Annotated in this window: 15 protein-coding genes; all 15 read left to right on the top strand. The window is 61.9% G+C overall.

Features of this window, described 5'->3' with window-relative positions; all coding sequences use genetic code 11:
* Window positions 1–10: 10 nt before the first annotated feature.
* The 15 genes from mraZ to ftsA are packed head-to-tail and all read left to right on the top strand — an operon-like array spanning window position 11 to window position 16,121.
* Complete coding sequence (mraZ, locus tag ACYCZ5_RS07815; RefSeq protein ID WP_461544236.1) at window positions 11–457, top strand: division/cell wall cluster transcriptional repressor MraZ; 447 nt, start codon at window positions 11–13, stop codon at window positions 455–457.
* Window positions 454–1,386: a 16S rRNA (cytosine(1402)-N(4))-methyltransferase RsmH gene (rsmH, locus tag ACYCZ5_RS07810; RefSeq protein WP_461544235.1), complete on the top strand. Its 933-nt coding sequence runs from the start codon at window positions 454–456 to the stop codon at window positions 1,384–1,386. The genes mraZ and rsmH overlap by 4 nt, the downstream gene beginning before the upstream one ends.
* Entirely contained in the window at window positions 1,379–1,660 is a 282-nt protein-coding gene (ftsL, locus tag ACYCZ5_RS07805) for a cell division protein FtsL (protein ID WP_461544234.1), read from the top strand. Before rsmH ends, ftsL begins: the two co-directional genes overlap by 8 nt.
* A complete protein-coding gene (locus tag ACYCZ5_RS07800; RefSeq protein ID WP_461544233.1) occupies window positions 1,657–3,381 on the top strand; it encodes a peptidoglycan D,D-transpeptidase FtsI family protein in 1,725 nt (574 codons plus the stop codon). Before ftsL ends, ACYCZ5_RS07800 begins: the two co-directional genes overlap by 4 nt.
* Complete coding sequence (locus ACYCZ5_RS07795) at window positions 3,378–4,877, top strand: UDP-N-acetylmuramoyl-L-alanyl-D-glutamate--2,6-diaminopimelate ligase (protein WP_461544232.1); 1,500 nt, start codon at window positions 3,378–3,380, stop codon at window positions 4,875–4,877. The genes ACYCZ5_RS07800 and ACYCZ5_RS07795 overlap by 4 nt, the downstream gene beginning before the upstream one ends.
* Window positions 4,874–6,250, top strand: coding sequence for a UDP-N-acetylmuramoyl-tripeptide--D-alanyl-D-alanine ligase (locus tag ACYCZ5_RS07790; RefSeq protein ID WP_461544231.1), 1,377 nt, complete (start codon window positions 4,874–4,876; stop codon window positions 6,248–6,250). Before ACYCZ5_RS07795 ends, ACYCZ5_RS07790 begins: the two co-directional genes overlap by 4 nt.
* Window positions 6,235–7,338, top strand: a complete 1,104-nt coding sequence (mraY, locus tag ACYCZ5_RS07785; RefSeq protein WP_461544230.1) for a phospho-N-acetylmuramoyl-pentapeptide-transferase — start codon at window positions 6,235–6,237, stop codon at window positions 7,336–7,338. The genes ACYCZ5_RS07790 and mraY overlap by 16 nt, the downstream gene beginning before the upstream one ends.
* Window positions 7,335–8,717, top strand: a complete 1,383-nt coding sequence (gene murD / locus ACYCZ5_RS07780) for a UDP-N-acetylmuramoyl-L-alanine--D-glutamate ligase (protein ID WP_461544229.1) — start codon at window positions 7,335–7,337, stop codon at window positions 8,715–8,717. Before mraY ends, murD begins: the two co-directional genes overlap by 4 nt.
* A complete protein-coding gene (gene ftsW / locus ACYCZ5_RS07775) occupies window positions 8,711–9,874 on the top strand; it encodes a putative lipid II flippase FtsW (protein ID WP_461544228.1) in 1,164 nt (387 codons plus the stop codon). The genes murD and ftsW overlap by 7 nt, the downstream gene beginning before the upstream one ends.
* Window positions 9,871–10,932 (top strand): undecaprenyldiphospho-muramoylpentapeptide beta-N-acetylglucosaminyltransferase, encoded by a 1,062-nt coding sequence (gene murG, locus ACYCZ5_RS07770; protein ID WP_461544227.1) that lies wholly within the window; start codon window positions 9,871–9,873, stop codon window positions 10,930–10,932. The genes ftsW and murG overlap by 4 nt, the downstream gene beginning before the upstream one ends.
* A 5-nt stretch (window positions 10,933–10,937) precedes the next feature.
* Window positions 10,938–12,356, top strand: a complete 1,419-nt coding sequence (murC, locus tag ACYCZ5_RS07765; RefSeq protein ID WP_461544226.1) for a UDP-N-acetylmuramate--L-alanine ligase — start codon at window positions 10,938–10,940, stop codon at window positions 12,354–12,356.
* A complete protein-coding gene (gene murB / locus ACYCZ5_RS07760) occupies window positions 12,353–13,270 on the top strand; it encodes a UDP-N-acetylmuramate dehydrogenase (protein ID WP_461544225.1) in 918 nt (305 codons plus the stop codon). The genes murC and murB overlap by 4 nt, the downstream gene beginning before the upstream one ends.
* Complete coding sequence (locus ACYCZ5_RS07755; protein ID WP_461544224.1) at window positions 13,267–14,178, top strand: D-alanine--D-alanine ligase; 912 nt, start codon at window positions 13,267–13,269, stop codon at window positions 14,176–14,178. Before murB ends, ACYCZ5_RS07755 begins: the two co-directional genes overlap by 4 nt.
* A complete protein-coding gene (locus tag ACYCZ5_RS07750; protein WP_461544223.1) occupies window positions 14,168–14,872 on the top strand; it encodes a cell division protein FtsQ/DivIB in 705 nt (234 codons plus the stop codon). The genes ACYCZ5_RS07755 and ACYCZ5_RS07750 overlap by 11 nt, the downstream gene beginning before the upstream one ends.
* 19 nt (window positions 14,873–14,891) lie before the next feature.
* Entirely contained in the window at window positions 14,892–16,121 is a 1,230-nt protein-coding gene (ftsA, locus tag ACYCZ5_RS07745; RefSeq protein ID WP_461544222.1) for a cell division protein FtsA, read from the top strand.
* Window positions 16,122–16,167: the final 46 nt, after the last annotated feature.

Genomic DNA, 16,167 nt, shown 5'->3' with positions numbered 1-16,167 from the left:
AAGGGGTTTTATGTTCCAAGGGGCGGCGCAATTCAATCTGGACGGCAAAGGCAGGCTGACGATACCGACACGGTATCGCGACATGCTGCTGGCCCATTGCGCCGGTCAGTTGGTGCTGACCGCCGATGCGGATGGCTGTCTGCTGGTCTACCCCCAGCCCGAGTGGCAACCCATACGCGAGAAGCTGATGAAGCTTTCTGCGCTCAATCCAAAGATACGTGCCTTGCAGCGCTTCCTGGTCGGCCATGCCGAAGAGGTGGCGATGGATGCTGCCGGGCGCGTTCTGATCTCATCGACCCTGCGCGATTACGCCAAGCTGGACAAGCGCGTGATGCTGGTCGGTCAGGGCAACAAATTCGAATTGTGGGACGAAACGCGCTGGCAGGCGCAGTACGAGAAGATGACGAGTTTCTCGATGGACGATCTGCCGCCTGAGCTGGAAGGGTTCACCTTGTGAGTGAGGCGTTCGCGCATGCGACCGTCCTGTTGAACGAAGCGGTCGATGCGTTGCAGGTGCAGCCGGATGGCATCTATGTGGACGGCACCTTCGGGCGCGGTGGGCATAGTCGCCTGATCTTGCAGCAGCTGGGTGCGCAAGGTCGTTTGATCGCGCTGGACAAGGATCCGGCAGCTATAGCAGCAGGTCGGGCGATCGAAGATGCGCGGTTCACGCTGGTGCATCGCGGGTTCGAGCAGTTGGCGCAGGTGTTGCAAGAGTTGGGCGTGGGCAAAGTGGACGGCGTGTTGTTGGACTTGGGAGTGTCGTCGCCTCAACTGGACGACGAGCAGCGCGGTTTCAGTTTTCGTTTCGATGCGCCGCTGGATATGCGTATGGACACGAGTAGCGGGCAGACGGCAGCGGAATGGCTGGCGACGGTGGAAGAAAAAGAACTGGCGGAGGTGATACGTGATTACGGCGAAGAACGGTTTGCTAGGCAGGTTGCAAGGACGATTGTTGCTGCGCGCCAGGAGCGGGCTATCGAGACAACCAAACAGCTCAGCGACATCGTGGCACAGTGCGTGCGCACGCGCGAACCGGGCAAGAACCCGGCCACGCGAACCTTTCAGGCTATACGGATTTATATCAATCGCGAGCTCGAAGAGCTCGAGAGCATCCTTCCGCAGTGTGTGGAGCAGCTGAAAGAAGGCGGGCGCATGTCCATCATCAGTTTCCATTCCCTTGAAGACCGCATCGTGAAACGTTTCATGCGCGATATGGCGCAGGGCGACAAGGTGCCCAAGTTCGTGCCGATCCGCGCGGTGGATGTGCCCCAGGGAAAGATAAAGTTGGTCGGCAAGCCGGTCTTTGCTTCGGATGGCGAACTGTCGGCCAATCCGCGCGCGCGCAGCGCGGTATTGCGAGTGGCGGAGCGGCTGGGTGGCTAGGCTGAATGTTTTGTTGTTAATTCTGGTCATCGCATGTGCGTTGGGTGTCGTCACCTCCCAGCACAAGGCGCGCCAGTTGTTTATGGATCTGCAGTACGAGAAAGAACGGGCGCAACAGATGGATGTCGAGTGGGGCAAATTGCAGCTGGAGCAAAGCACGCTGGCGATGCCGACGCGCGTGGAGAAGCTCGCACGCCAGCAATTGCAGATGCACTTGCCCGCCGGTGACCAGATGCATCTGGTGCGTATCGACGGTAGCGGGGTGCAGCCATGAATTACGCCACACTGCCACAGACGTCCGCGCAACTCGCCTTGCCTGCCTGGCGCTCGCGCGTGCTGTTCGTCCTGTTGCTGCTGGTGATGCTGGCTTTGTTCGCCCGTGCCGTCTACCTGCAGGGCATCAACAACGACTTCCTGCAGCAGAAGGGCGATGCGCGTTATGCGCGCGTGATCGAGGTACCCGCGCATCGCGGCATGATCACCGACCGCAACGGCGAGCCGCTGGCGATCAGTACGCCGGTGGAGTCCGTTTGGGCCAGCCCGGCCGAGGTGGAGATCGATCTGCGTCAGCTGATGAATCTCGCGCGGGCATTGGATATGAAGCCCGAAGCACTTCGGGATAAATTGCAGGCGCGCCGTGAATTCGTTTATCTGAAGCGCCAGTTGCCGCCCGAGCAGGCGCGCAAAGTGGCGGCACTTAACATTCCCGGTGTGTCGCTGCAGCGTGAATACAAGCGCTATTACCCGGCTGGCGAGGTGACTTCGCATCTGCTCGGTTTCACCGATGTGGACGACAACGGACGTGAAGGGATCGAGCTGGCGCTGCAGGATAAGCTGGGCGGCAAGCCGGGCAGCCAGCGCGTGATCAAGGACAGGCGCGGACAGATCATCGAAGATGTGGCCAGTCTGCGCGCCCCGAAAGAGGGTGGCGATGTCGCGCTCAGCATAGACAGCAAACTGCAGTTCCTGGCCTTCCGCGAGATCAAGCAGGCGGTGATCGACAATAAAGCCAAATCCGGTTCCATCGTCGTGTTGGATGCGCGCAGCGGCGAAGTGCTGGCGCTGGCGAACTGGCCCACCTATAACCCGAACAATCGCAAAGGCGCGACGTTGTCAGTGATGCGCAATCGGGCCGTCACCGATCTGTTCGAACCCGGCTCGACCATGAAGGCCTTCGCGGCGGCCGCCGTGCTGGAAGAGGGCAAGTACAAGCCGGATACGCGTATCGATACCGGCGACGGCAGGATGACCATCAACGGTCGAACCATCCATGACACACATCCGGACGGTGTGATGACGGTGTCGCAGGTTATCCAGAAGTCGAGCAACGTGGGGGCGGCCAAGATGGCCTTGTCGCTGACGCCGCAGACATTCTGGGGGCACTTGAGCGAGGCGGGTTTTGGCATGCGCACCGGCAGCGGCTTCCCCGGCGAGGCGAGCGGCATCCTGCGCGACTTCAAGACATGGCGACCTATCGAGCAGGCGACCATGTCCTACGGCAACGGTATCTCTGTCAACCTGCTGCAACTGGCGCGCGCCTACACCGTGTTCGCCAACGACGGCGAACTCAGGCCCATCAACATGTTGCGACAAGTCGAGCGCACGGCGGGCGAGCCGGTCTATTCGATCCGCACCGCGCGCGCGGTGCGCGACATGCTGGAACTGGTGGTGAAGCCGGGTGGCACCGCGCCGCTGGCGCAGATTCGCGGCTATCGCGTGGCGGGCAAGACGGGTACCGCGCACAAATTGCAGAACGGTCGTTACGTGGATGAATACGTCGCGTCCTTCGTCGGTATGGCGCCGGCCTCCGATCCGCGCCTGATCGTGGCGGTGATGGTGGATGAGCCGTCCGGTGCCCAATACTACGGCGGCCTGGTCGCCGCACCTGTCTTCCAAAGCGTGATGAGTGCCTCGTTGCGCGCGCTGGACGTCCCCTACGATGCACCGCTTAACAATGTCTTGCAGTCCGCACAACTGGTGGAGGAGGAGACATGAACGCGCTTCGACTCGGTGAGCTAGGTATGTTGGGTGTCGAGGTCACACGCCTCGTCTCGGACAGTCGCGCGGTACAGGCGGGCGACACCTTCGTCGCCTATCCTGGCGAAGGTAATGATGGCCGCCGCTACATCGCGCAGGCGATCGCGAACGGAGCCAATGCCGTGATCTGGGAAGCGCAGGATTTCGCCTGGATGCCGGAGTGGGCGGTGCCCAATCTGCCGGTGCATGGTCTGCGTCAACAGGCCGGATTCATCGCCGACAACATCTATGGCCACCCGTCCGCCAAGCTGTGGACGGTGGGCGTGACCGGCACCAACGGCAAGACCTCGATCAGCCAGTGGCTGGCGCGCAGTTTCGCGGCGGTAGGCAGCAAGAGTCTGGTGATCGGCACGCTGGGCAACGGTTTTCCGGATGCGCTGCAGGCGAGTGTGAACACCACGCCGGATGTGCTGCGTCTGCATGCGCTGCTGGCAGAGGGGATACAGCAGGGCGCACAGGCTGCGGTGATGGAAGTCTCTTCGCATGCGCTTACGCAAGGCCGGGTCAATGGCATGCAGTTCGATGTGGCACTGCTCACCAATCTGACACGCGACCATCTCGATTACCACGGCGACATGCAGCACTACGCTGCGGCCAAGCGAAAACTCTTCGACTGGAGCGGCCTGAAATTCGCCGTGGTCAATCTGGACGATGCCTTCGGCGACGAGCTGGCTGCATCGTTGCGCGACGGCGCGGCGGAAGTGATCGGCTATGGCCTGAGCGACGAGGCGCTGCAGCGCGCAGGCCGTCTCGGCCTGCGCATGGTGCACGGCAAGCTGGTGCGCGCAGATATGCAGGGCATGTCTTTGTCGCTGCATACCAGCTGGGGTGCGGCGGATATGAACAGCCGTCTGGTGGGGGAGTTCAATGCCTCCAACCTGCTGGGCGCGCTGGCAGTGATGCTGGTGAGCGAGGTGGATATAGAAGACGCGGTGCGCGAACTGGGGCTGCAAAAAGCGGTCGCCGGACGCATGCAGACACTGGGCGGCAAGGATGTGCCGATGGTGGTGGTGGATTATGCGCACACACCGGATGCGCTGGAGAACGTGCTGCAGACATTGCGCGCGGCGACGGAACCGGCCGGCGGCCGTGTCATCTGTGTGTTCGGTTGCGGCGGTGACCGTGATCGCGGCAAGCGTCCGATGATGGGCACGGTCGCCGAGCGATTTGCCGATGTGCGCATCATCACCAGCGACAATCCGCGCAGCGAGGATGCGCTGGCGATCATCGGGCAGATCCGCGGCGGCATGCAGGGCGAGTGCCAGGTGATCGAAGATCGCGCACGTGCCATCGCGCAGGCCATCGACCATGCCCGCATCAACGATACTGTGCTGATCGCCGGCAAGGGGCACGAGGATTATCAGGAGATCGCCGGTGTGCGTCATCCCTTCTCCGACAGCGAGCTGGCGCAGCGCGCGCTGAGCATGTGGAAACCCGAGGAGCGCTGGTCATGATGCTGCTCTCCCAGGCCGCTAGCGCATTACATGCCCGCATGGATGGAGCGGATGTGCGCTTTTCCGCAGTCTCGACCGACACGCGCAACATCGCGCCGGGCGACTTGTTCGTCGCGTTGCGGGGCGAGCACTTCGACGGCGCACAATTCGTCGCACAGGCCGCGCAAGCCGGTGCGGTCGCGGCCATCGTGAAGGAAGGTAGTGTGCTGGAAGAAGTGGGCTGCCCCGTATTGTTCGTACCCGATACGCGCCTCGCGCTGGGCAAGTTGGCTGCTTTCTGGCGCAAGCACTTCGACATTCCGCTGCTTGCTATCACGGGCAGCAACGGCAAGACCACGGTGAAGGAGATGCTGGCTGCGATCCTGCGCGCGCATGCCGGTGAAGAGTCTGTGCTGGCAACGCGCGGCAACTTCAACAACGATATCGGCATGCCGCTCACTCTGCTCAAGCTGCGCGAACAACATCGCTATGCCGTGATCGAGATGGGTATGAACCATCCCGGCGAGATCGAATATCTCACACATCTTGCACAGCCCGATGTGGCGCTGGTCAACAACGCCAGCGGTGCGCATCTGCAAGGGCTGGGGTCGGTGGAAGGTGTGGCGCGCGCCAAAGGCGAGATATTCGCGGGACTGCAAAGCAACGGCACTGCGGTCATCAATGCGGACGATGCGCACGCCGGACTGTGGCGCACGCTGGCAGACAAACACCGTGTGTTCGATTTCGCGCTGGTACACACCGCAGCAGTGAAAGGCGAATGGCAGGCACAGGGTTTTGGCGGCGAGTTGCGCGCGTATACCCCGGCGGGCGAACTGCGTGCCGTGTTGCAGGTGCCAGGCGAACACAACGCGCGCAATGCGCTGGCTGCTGCGACGGCCGCTCTGGCAGTGCATGTGCCGCTGGAAACCATCGAACATGCGCTGGAATCCTTCGGCGGTGTGGCCGGACGCTTGCAACGCAAACAGGCGCTGTCCGGCGCGACGCTGATCGACGATACCTACAACGCCAATCCGGCTTCCATGCATGCCGCACTGGAAGTGCTGGCGCAGGCGACAGGTACGCGCATCTTCGTGCTGGGCGATATGGGCGAGTTGGGTGAAGACGCGGCGCAGTTCCATCGCGAGATCGGCATCACCGCGCGCGAACTGGGCATCGAGCGCCTGTATGCGCTGGGAGAACTTAGCAGACAGGCAGTCGCCGAGTTCGGTAAAGGAGCAGCACATTTCGACGATGTCGACGGATTGCTTGCTGTATTGAAAGACGTAATGGATGCGCAGACCACCGTGCTGATCAAGGGTTCGCGCTTCATGAAGATGGAACGTGTCGTGCAGGCGTGCGCGGCCAAACAGGAGGAAACATGCTGCTCGCATTAGCCCAATGGCTATCCCAGGATGTACGCGCGTTCAGCGTGTTCAACTACATCACGCTGCGCGCGGTGATGGCGGCGATGACCGCACTCATGATCTCCTTCGTGCTCGGGCCGTGGATGATACGCAAACTGACCGCGATGAAGATCGGCCAGTCGGTGCGCAGCGACGGCCCGCAGACGCATCTGGTGAAAGCTGGAACGCCGACCATGGGTGGCGCGCTGATCCTGATGTCGGTCGCCATCACCACCTTGCTGTGGGGCGATCTGCACAACGCCTACGTGTGGGTGGTGTTGCTGACCACGCTGGGCGTGGGCGCAGTCGGTTGGGTGGATGACTACCGCAAGGTGGTGAACCGCAATCCGGACGGCCTGTCGGCGCGCGCCAAGTTGTTCTGGCAGTCGCTGATCGCGCTGTCGGTCGGCATCTATCTGTGGACGCATGCCACGCTGCCGCAGCACACCGAGGTCATCGTGCCGTTCTTCAAGAATTTCGTCATCCCGCTCGGCATGGTTGGCTTCATCGTGCTGGTGTATCTGGTCATCGTCGGTAGCAGCAACGCGGTGAACCTGACTGACGGTCTGGACGGCCTGGCCATCATGCCGACTGTGATGGTGGCGGCGGCACTGGCCATCTTCGCCTATGTCGCGGGCCACGCCGAGTTCGCCAAATATCTGGGTGAGCCCGCCATTCCCGGCGCGGGCGAACTGGCCGTGTTCTGCGCCGCCATCGCGGGAGCGGGGTTGGCCTTCCTGTGGTTCAACGCTTATCCGGCAGAGGTGTTCATGGGTGACGTCGGCGCGCTGGCGTTGGGCGCGGCATTGGGCGCAGTAGCGGTGATCATTCGTCAGGAACTGGTGCTGTTCATCATGGGGGGCGTGTTCGTGGTGGAAGCGGTGTCGGTGATGTTGCAGGTGTCCTGGTTCAAATACACCAAGAAGCGATACGGCACCGGCCAGCGCATCCTGCTGATGGCACCGCTGCATCATCACTTCGAGCAAAAGGGCTGGAAGGAGACGCAGGTGGTCGTCCGCTTCTGGATCATCACCATGTTGCTGGTGCTCATCGGACTGTCGACACTAAAACTGAGATGACAACTTTGCGCGACAAATCGGTGCTGATACTCGGTCTGGGGGAGACCGGGTTGTCGCTTGCGCGCTATCTGCACGCGCAGGGCGCGCGGCTGCGCGTCGCCGATAGTCGCACCTCGCCGCCGGGCGTGGACATCCTGCGCAGCGAGATGCCGCAGGCCGAATTGCGTTGCGGTGTATTTGATGATGCGCTGCTGCAAGGAATAGACCGTATCGCGATCAGCCCCGGCGTGCCGATGTTCGAACCGTTCGTGCAGCGTGCGGTCGCAAGGGGTATCCCGGTCGAGGGTGACATCGAATTGCTGGCGCAGCAGATCGCGAAGGCGCAGCCGACACCGAAAGTCATCGCCATCACCGGTGCAAACGGCAAGACCACCACCACCAGCATGGTCGGTGCGATGTGTGCCGCCGCTGGGCTGGATGCGCAAGTGGCGGGCAACATCTCGCCGGCCGTGCTGGATGCCTTGCGCGAGCGCGGCGGGCACCAGCCGCAAGCATGGGTGCTGGAGCTGTCCAGCTTCCAGTTGGAGACCACGCACACGCTGGATGCCGACGCGGCCGTGGTGCTCAATGTGAGCGAAGATCATCTGGACCGCTATGCGAACAACATGGATCTGTACGCTGCCGCAAAGACACGGATCTTCAACGGCAACGGCGTGCAGGTGCTGAACCGTGACGATGCACGCAGTGCTGCGATGGGTCTGAGCGGACGTAAACAAGTGACCTTCGGGCTGACACCGCCGAGCAGCGAGCTGGACTGGGGGATCGGCAAAGAAGGCGCCATCACCTGGCTGATGCAGGGCGCGCAGAAGGTGATGCGCGCCGACGAATTGCAAGTGGCCGGTCTGCACAACGTGGCGAACGCGCTGGCTGCACTGGCGCTGTGCCGTGCGCTCGATCTGCCGCTGCCGCCGCTGGTCGCGGCACTGCGCGCCTTCAAGGGCTTGCCGCACCGCGTGGAAAAAGTGGCCGAAGTGAACGGCATCACCTATTACGACGATTCCAAAGGTACTAACGTCGGCGCGACCGAAGCGGCGCTGAATGGTTTGGGCAAGCAGGCCGTCGTCATCCTCGGCGGTGACGGTAAGGGGCAGGATTTCTCGCCATTGAAAGAGGCAGTGAAAAAGCATGCGCGTGCTGTAGTGCTGATCGGTCGCGATGCGCCGCTGATTGCAAACGCCATCGCAGCTTGCGGCAAGCCGGTATTGAATGCGCGCGATATGGATGAAGCGGTGCATATCGCAACAGCCAACGCACAGCGCGGTGACGCGGTGCTGTTGTCGCCCGCCTGTGCCAGCTTCGACATGTATCGCAACTACTTGCACCGCGCGGAAGCATTCATCGCTGCGGTGCGGAAACTGCAAGCGGAGGCAACATGCTGAACACCGCATTGAACGCGCCGCGTCGCGCCATGGCCGAATATGACACCGTGCTGGCCTGGCTGGTCACCGCGCTGCTCGCCATCGGTCTGGTGATGGTGTATTCCGCATCCATCGCCACTGCCGAGGCGGGCCGTTATACCGGTCATCAGGCGACCTACTATCTGGTGCGACACAGTCTGTTCATGGCGATCGGTCTGGCAGTTGCGATGGCGGCATTCATGGTGCCCACGCAGAAATGGCAGAAATACGCGCCGGTGCTGTTCGTGATCGGTGTGGTGCTGCTGATGCTGGTGCTGATTCCCGGCATCGGCAAATCGGTGAACGGCAGCCGACGCTGGATCTCGCTGGTCGTATTCAACATGCAGCCTTCGGAACTAATGAAGCTGTTCGCGGTGTTGTATGCGGCCGACTATGCAGTGCGCAAAGGCGCGGTGCGTCACCGCTTCGTGCAGTCCTTCGTGCCGATGTTCATCGTGATGGCGCTAGTCGGCGCCTTGCTGCTGCTGGAGCCGGACATGGGGGCCTTCGTGGTGATCTGCGCGATCGCGATGGGTATGCTGTGGCTGGGCGGCTTCAATCTGAAGATCTTCGGCGCGTTGACCGTCGCACTGCCGCTGGCCTTCGCCGCACTTATCTTCTCTTCCGAATACCGCATGCAGCGCGTGCTGGGTTTCCTCGATCCCTGGTCCGATCCTTACGGCAAGGGCTACCAGTTGAGCCATGCGCTGATCGCCTTCGGACGCGGCGAGTGGCTGGGCGTCGGCCTGGGCGGCAGCGTGGAGAAACTGTTCTATCTGCCGGAAGCGCATACCGACTTCCTGCTGGCGGTGATCGCTGAAGAGCTGGGCCTGTTCGGTGTGACCGCCGTGCTACTGCTGTTCGGCTGGCTGATCGTGCGTGCCTTCGCCATCGGCCGTCAGGCCGCGATGTCCGACCGGTTGTATGCCGCACTGGTGGCACAGGGCATCGGCGTGTGGCTGGGTGTGCAGGCGATGATCAACATCGGCGTGAACATGGGCGTACTGCCGACCAAGGGCCTGACCCTGCCTTTCCTCAGCTTCGGCGGCAGCGGTGTGGTGGTGAACATGGTGGCGGTCGCGGTGCTGCTGCGCATTGACTACGAGAACAGACGCGTTGCGCGAGGGTTGCCGATATGAGCCGCACCATCCTCATCATGGCAGGCGGCACCGGCGGGCACATCTACCCTGGCTTGGCCGTGGCCGATGCATTGCGCGCGCAGGACTGGAACGTAGTCTGGCTGGGTGCCCCGAACAGTATGGAAGCGGAGCTGGTGCCCAAGCACGGCTACCCGGTGGCGTGGGTGAACTTCAGCGGTGTGCGCGGCAAAGGGGTGCTGCGTCTGTTGACCCTGCCATTCACTTTGCTGCGCGCGCTGGGGCAAAGTGCGGCCGCGATCCTGCGCCATCGTCCCGATGTGGTGTTGGGCATGGGCGGCTACATCACCATGCCGGGCGGGCTGATGGCGGCTTTCCTGCGCCGTCCGCTGGTGGTGCATGAACAGAACTCCATCGCGGGCATGAGCAACAAGGTGCTGGCCAAGTTGGCGTCGCGCGTGATGAGCGGTTTTCCGGATGTGTTGCGGGACACCGAATGGTGCGGCAATCCGGTGCGTGCTGACATAGCCGCGTTGCCGACGCCGCAAGCGCGCTTCACACAGCGCAGCGGCAAGCTGAACGTACTGGTGGTGGGTGGCAGTCTGGGTGCGCAGGCATTGAACGAAGCGCTGCCAAAGGCGCTGGCGATGATGGATGAGACCGTGCGTCCGCAGGTGATCCACCAGACCGGCAAGCGGCATTTCGAGTCGGTGCAGCAGTTGTATGCGCAGGCCGGCGTGCAGGCGGATGTGCGTGCCTTCCTCGACGACATGGCGCAGCAGTATGCGCAAGCTGATGTAGTGATCTGTCGCGCAGGCGCGCTGACCATCGCAGAGTTGGCGGCGGCCGGCGTGGCGAGTGTGCTGGTGCCGTTCCCGTTCGCCGTGGACGATCATCAGACGCACAACGCACGCTTCCTGAGCGAACGCGGCGCGGCGATCCTGTTGTCGCAAAAAGAATTGAGTGCGGAAAAGCTGGCGCAACTATTGCGTGAGCTGGATAGGGAAAAGCTGCTGACGATGGCGCAAGCCGCACGCAGTCTGGCCAAACCGGATGCGACACAACAAGTAGCGCAAGTTTGCGTTGCCTTAGCGGGATAGAAGATATGAAACATAAAGTCAAAAACATCCACTTTGTGGGCATCGGCGGTTCCGGTATGAACGGTATCGCCGAGGTGATGCTCAACCTGGGATTCAAGGTGAGCGGTTCCGATATCGCGGACAGCACGGTCATCATGCGTTTGCGTGATCTGGGCGCGAACATCAGCATCGGACACGATGCCACGCACTTGCGCGACGCGGATGCGGTGGTGACCTCCACGGCGGTGAAGGCGGACAACCCGGAAGTCATCGCCGCGCGTGAACAACATGTGCCGGTGGTACCGCGCGCGGTGATGCTGGCCGAACTGATGCGTCTGCGCCAGGGAATCGCCATCGCCGGCACGCACGGCAAGACCACCACCACGTCGCTGGTGACCAGTGTGCTGGCCAAGGGCGGCTTCGATCCGACCTTCGTCATCGGCGGACGCCTGAATAGCAGCGGGGCGAATGCGCGCCTAGGTACTGGCGAGTTCATCGTAGCGGAGGCGGATGAATCGGATGCGTCCTTCCTGCACTTGACACCTATCCTTGCCGTGGTCACCAACATTGATGCCGACCATATGGAAACCTATGGTCACGACTTCAACAGATTGAAGCAGGCCTTCGTCGATTTCCTGGAGCGCTTGCCCTTCTATGGTCGCGCCATGTTGTGTGCGGATGATCCGAACGTGCGCGAGATATTGCCGCGCATCAGCAAGCCGATCACCACCTATGGCATGAGTGAGGAAGCGCAGATCCGAGCGGTGAACGTGCGACATGAAGCCGGTCGGATGCGCTTCACCGCACAGTGCCGCCATGACGAGAAATGTCTGTTCGACGGCAAGCCGCTGGATATGGACATCACGCTCAATCTGGCGGGCGAGCACAACGTGCTGAACGCGTTGGCGGCAATCGCCATCGGCCTTGAAGTGGGTGTCGCACCGCAAGCCATCGCCGATGCGCTGGCCGAGTTCGAGGGCGTGGGCCGTCGTATGCAACGCTATGGCGAGATCGCCCTGTCATCCGGTGGCTCATTCACCTTGATCGATGACTATGGACACCACCCGGTGGAGATGAAAGCGACCATCGCTGCGGTGCGCGGCGCGTTCCCGGACAAACGTCTGCTGCTGTCCTTCCAGCCGCATCGCTACACGCGCACACGCGACCTGTTCGAAGATTTCGTCAAAGTCCTGTCGGGTGTGGATGCGCTGGTGCTGGCAGATATCTACGCGGCAGGCGAAGCGCCCATCGTGGCGGCAGACGGTCGTGCGCTGATGCATGCCTTGCGGGTGGCGGGGCAGACCAATGCGGTGTTCGTGGAGAACATCGCCGACATGCCGCAGGCCATCATGCAGATGGCGCAGGACGGCGATGTGGTGCTGAACATGGGCGCAGGTTCCATCGGCGGTGTGCCGAACCAAGTGGTGAAACTGACCAGCAAATGAATATGAGTGAGCCGACACAGTTCAATACGGAAGTTCTGCGTGGAGAGTTACTCCATGACGAACCGATGTCGCGCCATGTGAGCTGGCGTGCGGGCGGTGTCGCGCAGCGCGTGTACCAGCCGGCCGATCTGGCGGATCTGCAAGTCTTCCTGCAGCAGATCCCGGCGGACGAACCGCTGCTGGCGGTCGGATTGGGCAGCAACCTGCTGGTGCGCGACGGTGGATATCGCGGCACGGTGCTCCTGATGGTGGGCGCGCTGACCGAGCTGCGCATGGAAGATGGGTCGATCTACGCGCAGGCCGGCGTGCCGGGGGCGAAGCTGGCGCGGTTCGCGGCGAGTAACAAGTTGTGTGGCGCGGAATTCTTTGTCGGGATCCCCGGCACTTTGGGCGGCATGCTAGCGATGAACGCCGGTTGCTACGGCGGAGAGACCTGGAGCGCGGTGCAGCGTGTGCAGGTGTTGACGCGCAGCGGAGTGTTGGTCGAGCGTACGCCGCAGGAATATGACATCGGTTATCGCCACGTCACACTGAAGCAGCAGAACGAGGAGTTCTTCGTTGCTGCCTGGCTGAAGTTCGGCGAAGGCGACGTCGAGGCGGCGAAGCGGGACATCAAGGCGCTGATGGAGAAGCGCAGCGCAAGCCAGCCCCTGCAGATGCCCAATGCGGGCTCCGTGTTCCGCAACCCGCAGGGCGAGCATGCGGCGAAGTTGATCGAGGGATGCGGGCTGAAAGGCAAAAGCATCGGCGGTGCGCAGGTGTCCGAGAAGCATGCGAACTTCATCGTCAACACGGGCGGAGCAAGCGCGGCGGATATCGAGAATCTGATTGGTGAAGTGCAAGTGACGGTGCTGCAGAAGACGGGCATCAACTTGCATCCGGAAGTGAAGATCGTTGGAGAGAGCGTCAAGTGAATAGATTCGGAAAAGTGGCGGTGTTGTTGGGCGGCCGTTCGGCCGAGCGCGAAGTGTCGCTGAAGAGCGGTGCGGCGGTGCTGGCTGCTTTGCAGCGCAGCGGGGTGGATGCGCATGCCTTCGACCCGGCCGAGCGTGAGTTGTCGGAATTGAAGGCTGAGAAGTTCGATCGCGTATTCGTCATGCTGCATGGACGGGGCGGCGAGGACGGCACGGTACAGGGCGCGCTGGAGCTGATGGGTATCCCGTACACCGGCAGCGGCGTGATGGCTTCGGCAATCGGCATGGACAAGTGGCGCAGCAAAATGATCTGGCAGGCGGCCGGATTGCCGATCCCGGAATACGAGGCGCTGACCGCACCGACCGATTGGAACGCAGTGGCGGAGCATCTCGATCTGCCGTTGTTTGTGAAACCCGCCAGCGAAGGTTCCAGTGTCGGCGTGATCAAGGTCAAGACGGTGGATGCATTGCCCGCTGCCTACGCCGAGGCGGCCAAGCACGACAAGGTGGTGATCGCCGAGAGTTTTATGAGCGGCGGTGAATATACGGTGGCGATCCTGAACGGCAAGGCGTTGCCGGCGATCAAGATCGAACCGGCGAACGAATTCTACGATTACGAAGCGAAGTATCTGCGCGACGACACACGCTACCTGTGTCCATGCGGATTGGATGCGGAGCAGGAAGCCGAGATGCAGCACATGGCGCAACTGGGTTTCCAGCTGATCGGCGGTCAGGGCTGGGGGCGTGTGGACTTCCTGCGCGGCGAGGACGGCAAGATGTACCTGCTGGAAGTGAATACCGCGCCCGGCATGACCGACCACAGCCTGGTGCCGATGGCAGCGCGCCAGGCGGGTATTGGCTTCGAGCAACTGGTGGTGCAGATATTGGAGGGCGCGCATGTGGGATAACGCTCATCTGCTGCGCGGTATCGCCAACGTGCTGTTCGGCTTCAGCCTGCTGCTGATGGTGTACGGCATGTTGCGCTACGTGGCGCAGTTGCCGGCGTTCTCTCTGCGCGCGGTGGTGCTGACTGCAACGCCGCAACAGGTTGATGTCGCCCAACTGGAGGAGGTGGTGCGCGAGCAGGTGCGCGGCAATTTTTTCACGGTCGATCTGGCCGAGACGCGTGCTGCATTCCAGCAGTTGCCATGGGTGCGGTCGGTGAGCGTGCGGCGCAAATTCCCTTGGCAACTGGAAGTGGAGATCGAGGAACACATTGCGTTGGCACGCTGGAACAAGACCGCGCTAGTGAACACCTATGGTGAGTTGTTCGAGGCGAAGAGCGATGAAGCATTGCCCGAGTTCTCCGGCGAGCAGGAGAACTCCTTGGTGGTGGCGCGCATGTATGGCGAGTTGGAGCAGGAGTTGCTGCCTATGCAAAGACATATCGTGCGATTGGACCTGTCGCCGCGCATGAGCTGGCAGGTAAAACTGGACGATGGCATGGAGCTCGCGCTGGGACGCGAAGCGATGCGCGAACGGTTGGCGCGTTTCGTCAAAGTCTTTCCATACAGCGTGGCGGTGCGCGTGCCGAACGCGCGCCGTATCGATCTGCGCTATCGCAATGGATTTGCTGTGCAGCCGCCGCTAGGCGCGGCATAAGGGTAGTCAGGAGAAGGTGATGAGCAAAGAGAGCAAGAGTTTGATCGTGGGTCTGGACATCGGTACGTCGAAGATCGCGTGCATCGTGGCCGAGGTGACGGCGGAGGGAACGCTGGAGGTGATCGGTGCAGGCATGCATCAATCATCCGGCATGAAAAAAGGCATGGTGGTGAACATCGATGCCACGGTGGGCGCAATCCAGCAGGCACTGCAGGAAGCGGAACTGATGGCGGACTGCAAGATCCGGCAGGTCTACACCGGTATCGCCGGGGGCCACATCCGCAGCTCGAATGCGCACGGCATGATCAAGATCAAGGACAAGGAAGTGGCGCAGACCGATGTGTTGCGCGCCATCGAGACCGCGAGTTCGATCAGTCTGCCGGGCGATCAGCAGATCCTGCACATCCTGGAGCAGGAGTTCAGCATCGACGGGCAGAGCGGCATCAAGAAGCCGATGGGTATGAGCGGTCTGCGTCTGGAAGTGGAGATTCACATCGTGACCGGCGCGGTATCGGCGGTGCAGAACATCCTCAAGTGCATCCACCGTTGCGGGCTGGAAGTGGAAGACATGATCCTGCAGCCGCTGGCGTCGAGCAAAGCTGTGTTGGCTGACGACGAGCGGGAACTGGGCGTGTGTCTGGTGGATATCGGCGGTGGTACCACCGATGTGGCGATCTTCACCGGCGGTGCGATCCGTCACACGGCGGTGATCCCCATCGCGGGCGACCAGATCACCAACGATATCGCGATGGCCCTGCGCACTCCGACCAAGGACGCGGAGGACATCAAGATCAAGTACGGCTGTGCCTTGCGTCAGCTGGCGAACGATGCGCCGATCGAAGTGCCGGGTGTGGGCGAGCGTAGTGCGCGCATGTTGTCGCGCCAGACACTGGCGGAAGTGATCGAGCCGCGCGTGGAGGAGCTCTATTCACTGGTGCAGACGGAGATCCGTCGCAGCGGCTTCGAAGACCTGCTGTCCTCCGGCATCGTCATCACCGGCGGCAGCGCTGCCATGCAGGGCATGGTCGAGTTGGGCGAGGAGATATTCCATCTGCCGGTGCGCTTGGGGCTGCCGCGCAACATCGGCGGACTGTCGGCTGTAGTGAAGACGCCGCGGTATGCGACCGGCGTCGGTCTGCTGGTGTACGGACTGGAGCGTCACCAGCGCGAGGAGGTGTCGAGAGTGGGAACGGGGTCGTTCAAGGATGTGCTGGGAAAGATGAAGGATTGGTTCAAGGGGAACTTCTAGCAGTAGGCGTGCTGTGAGATCGGTCGGGTTTGTATTAATTATTTGT

The organism is Sideroxydans sp. (assembly GCF_054604835.1).
The sequence above is the reverse complement of the archived record's forward strand: the minus strand, read 5'-3'. Positions and strand labels throughout refer to the sequence as shown.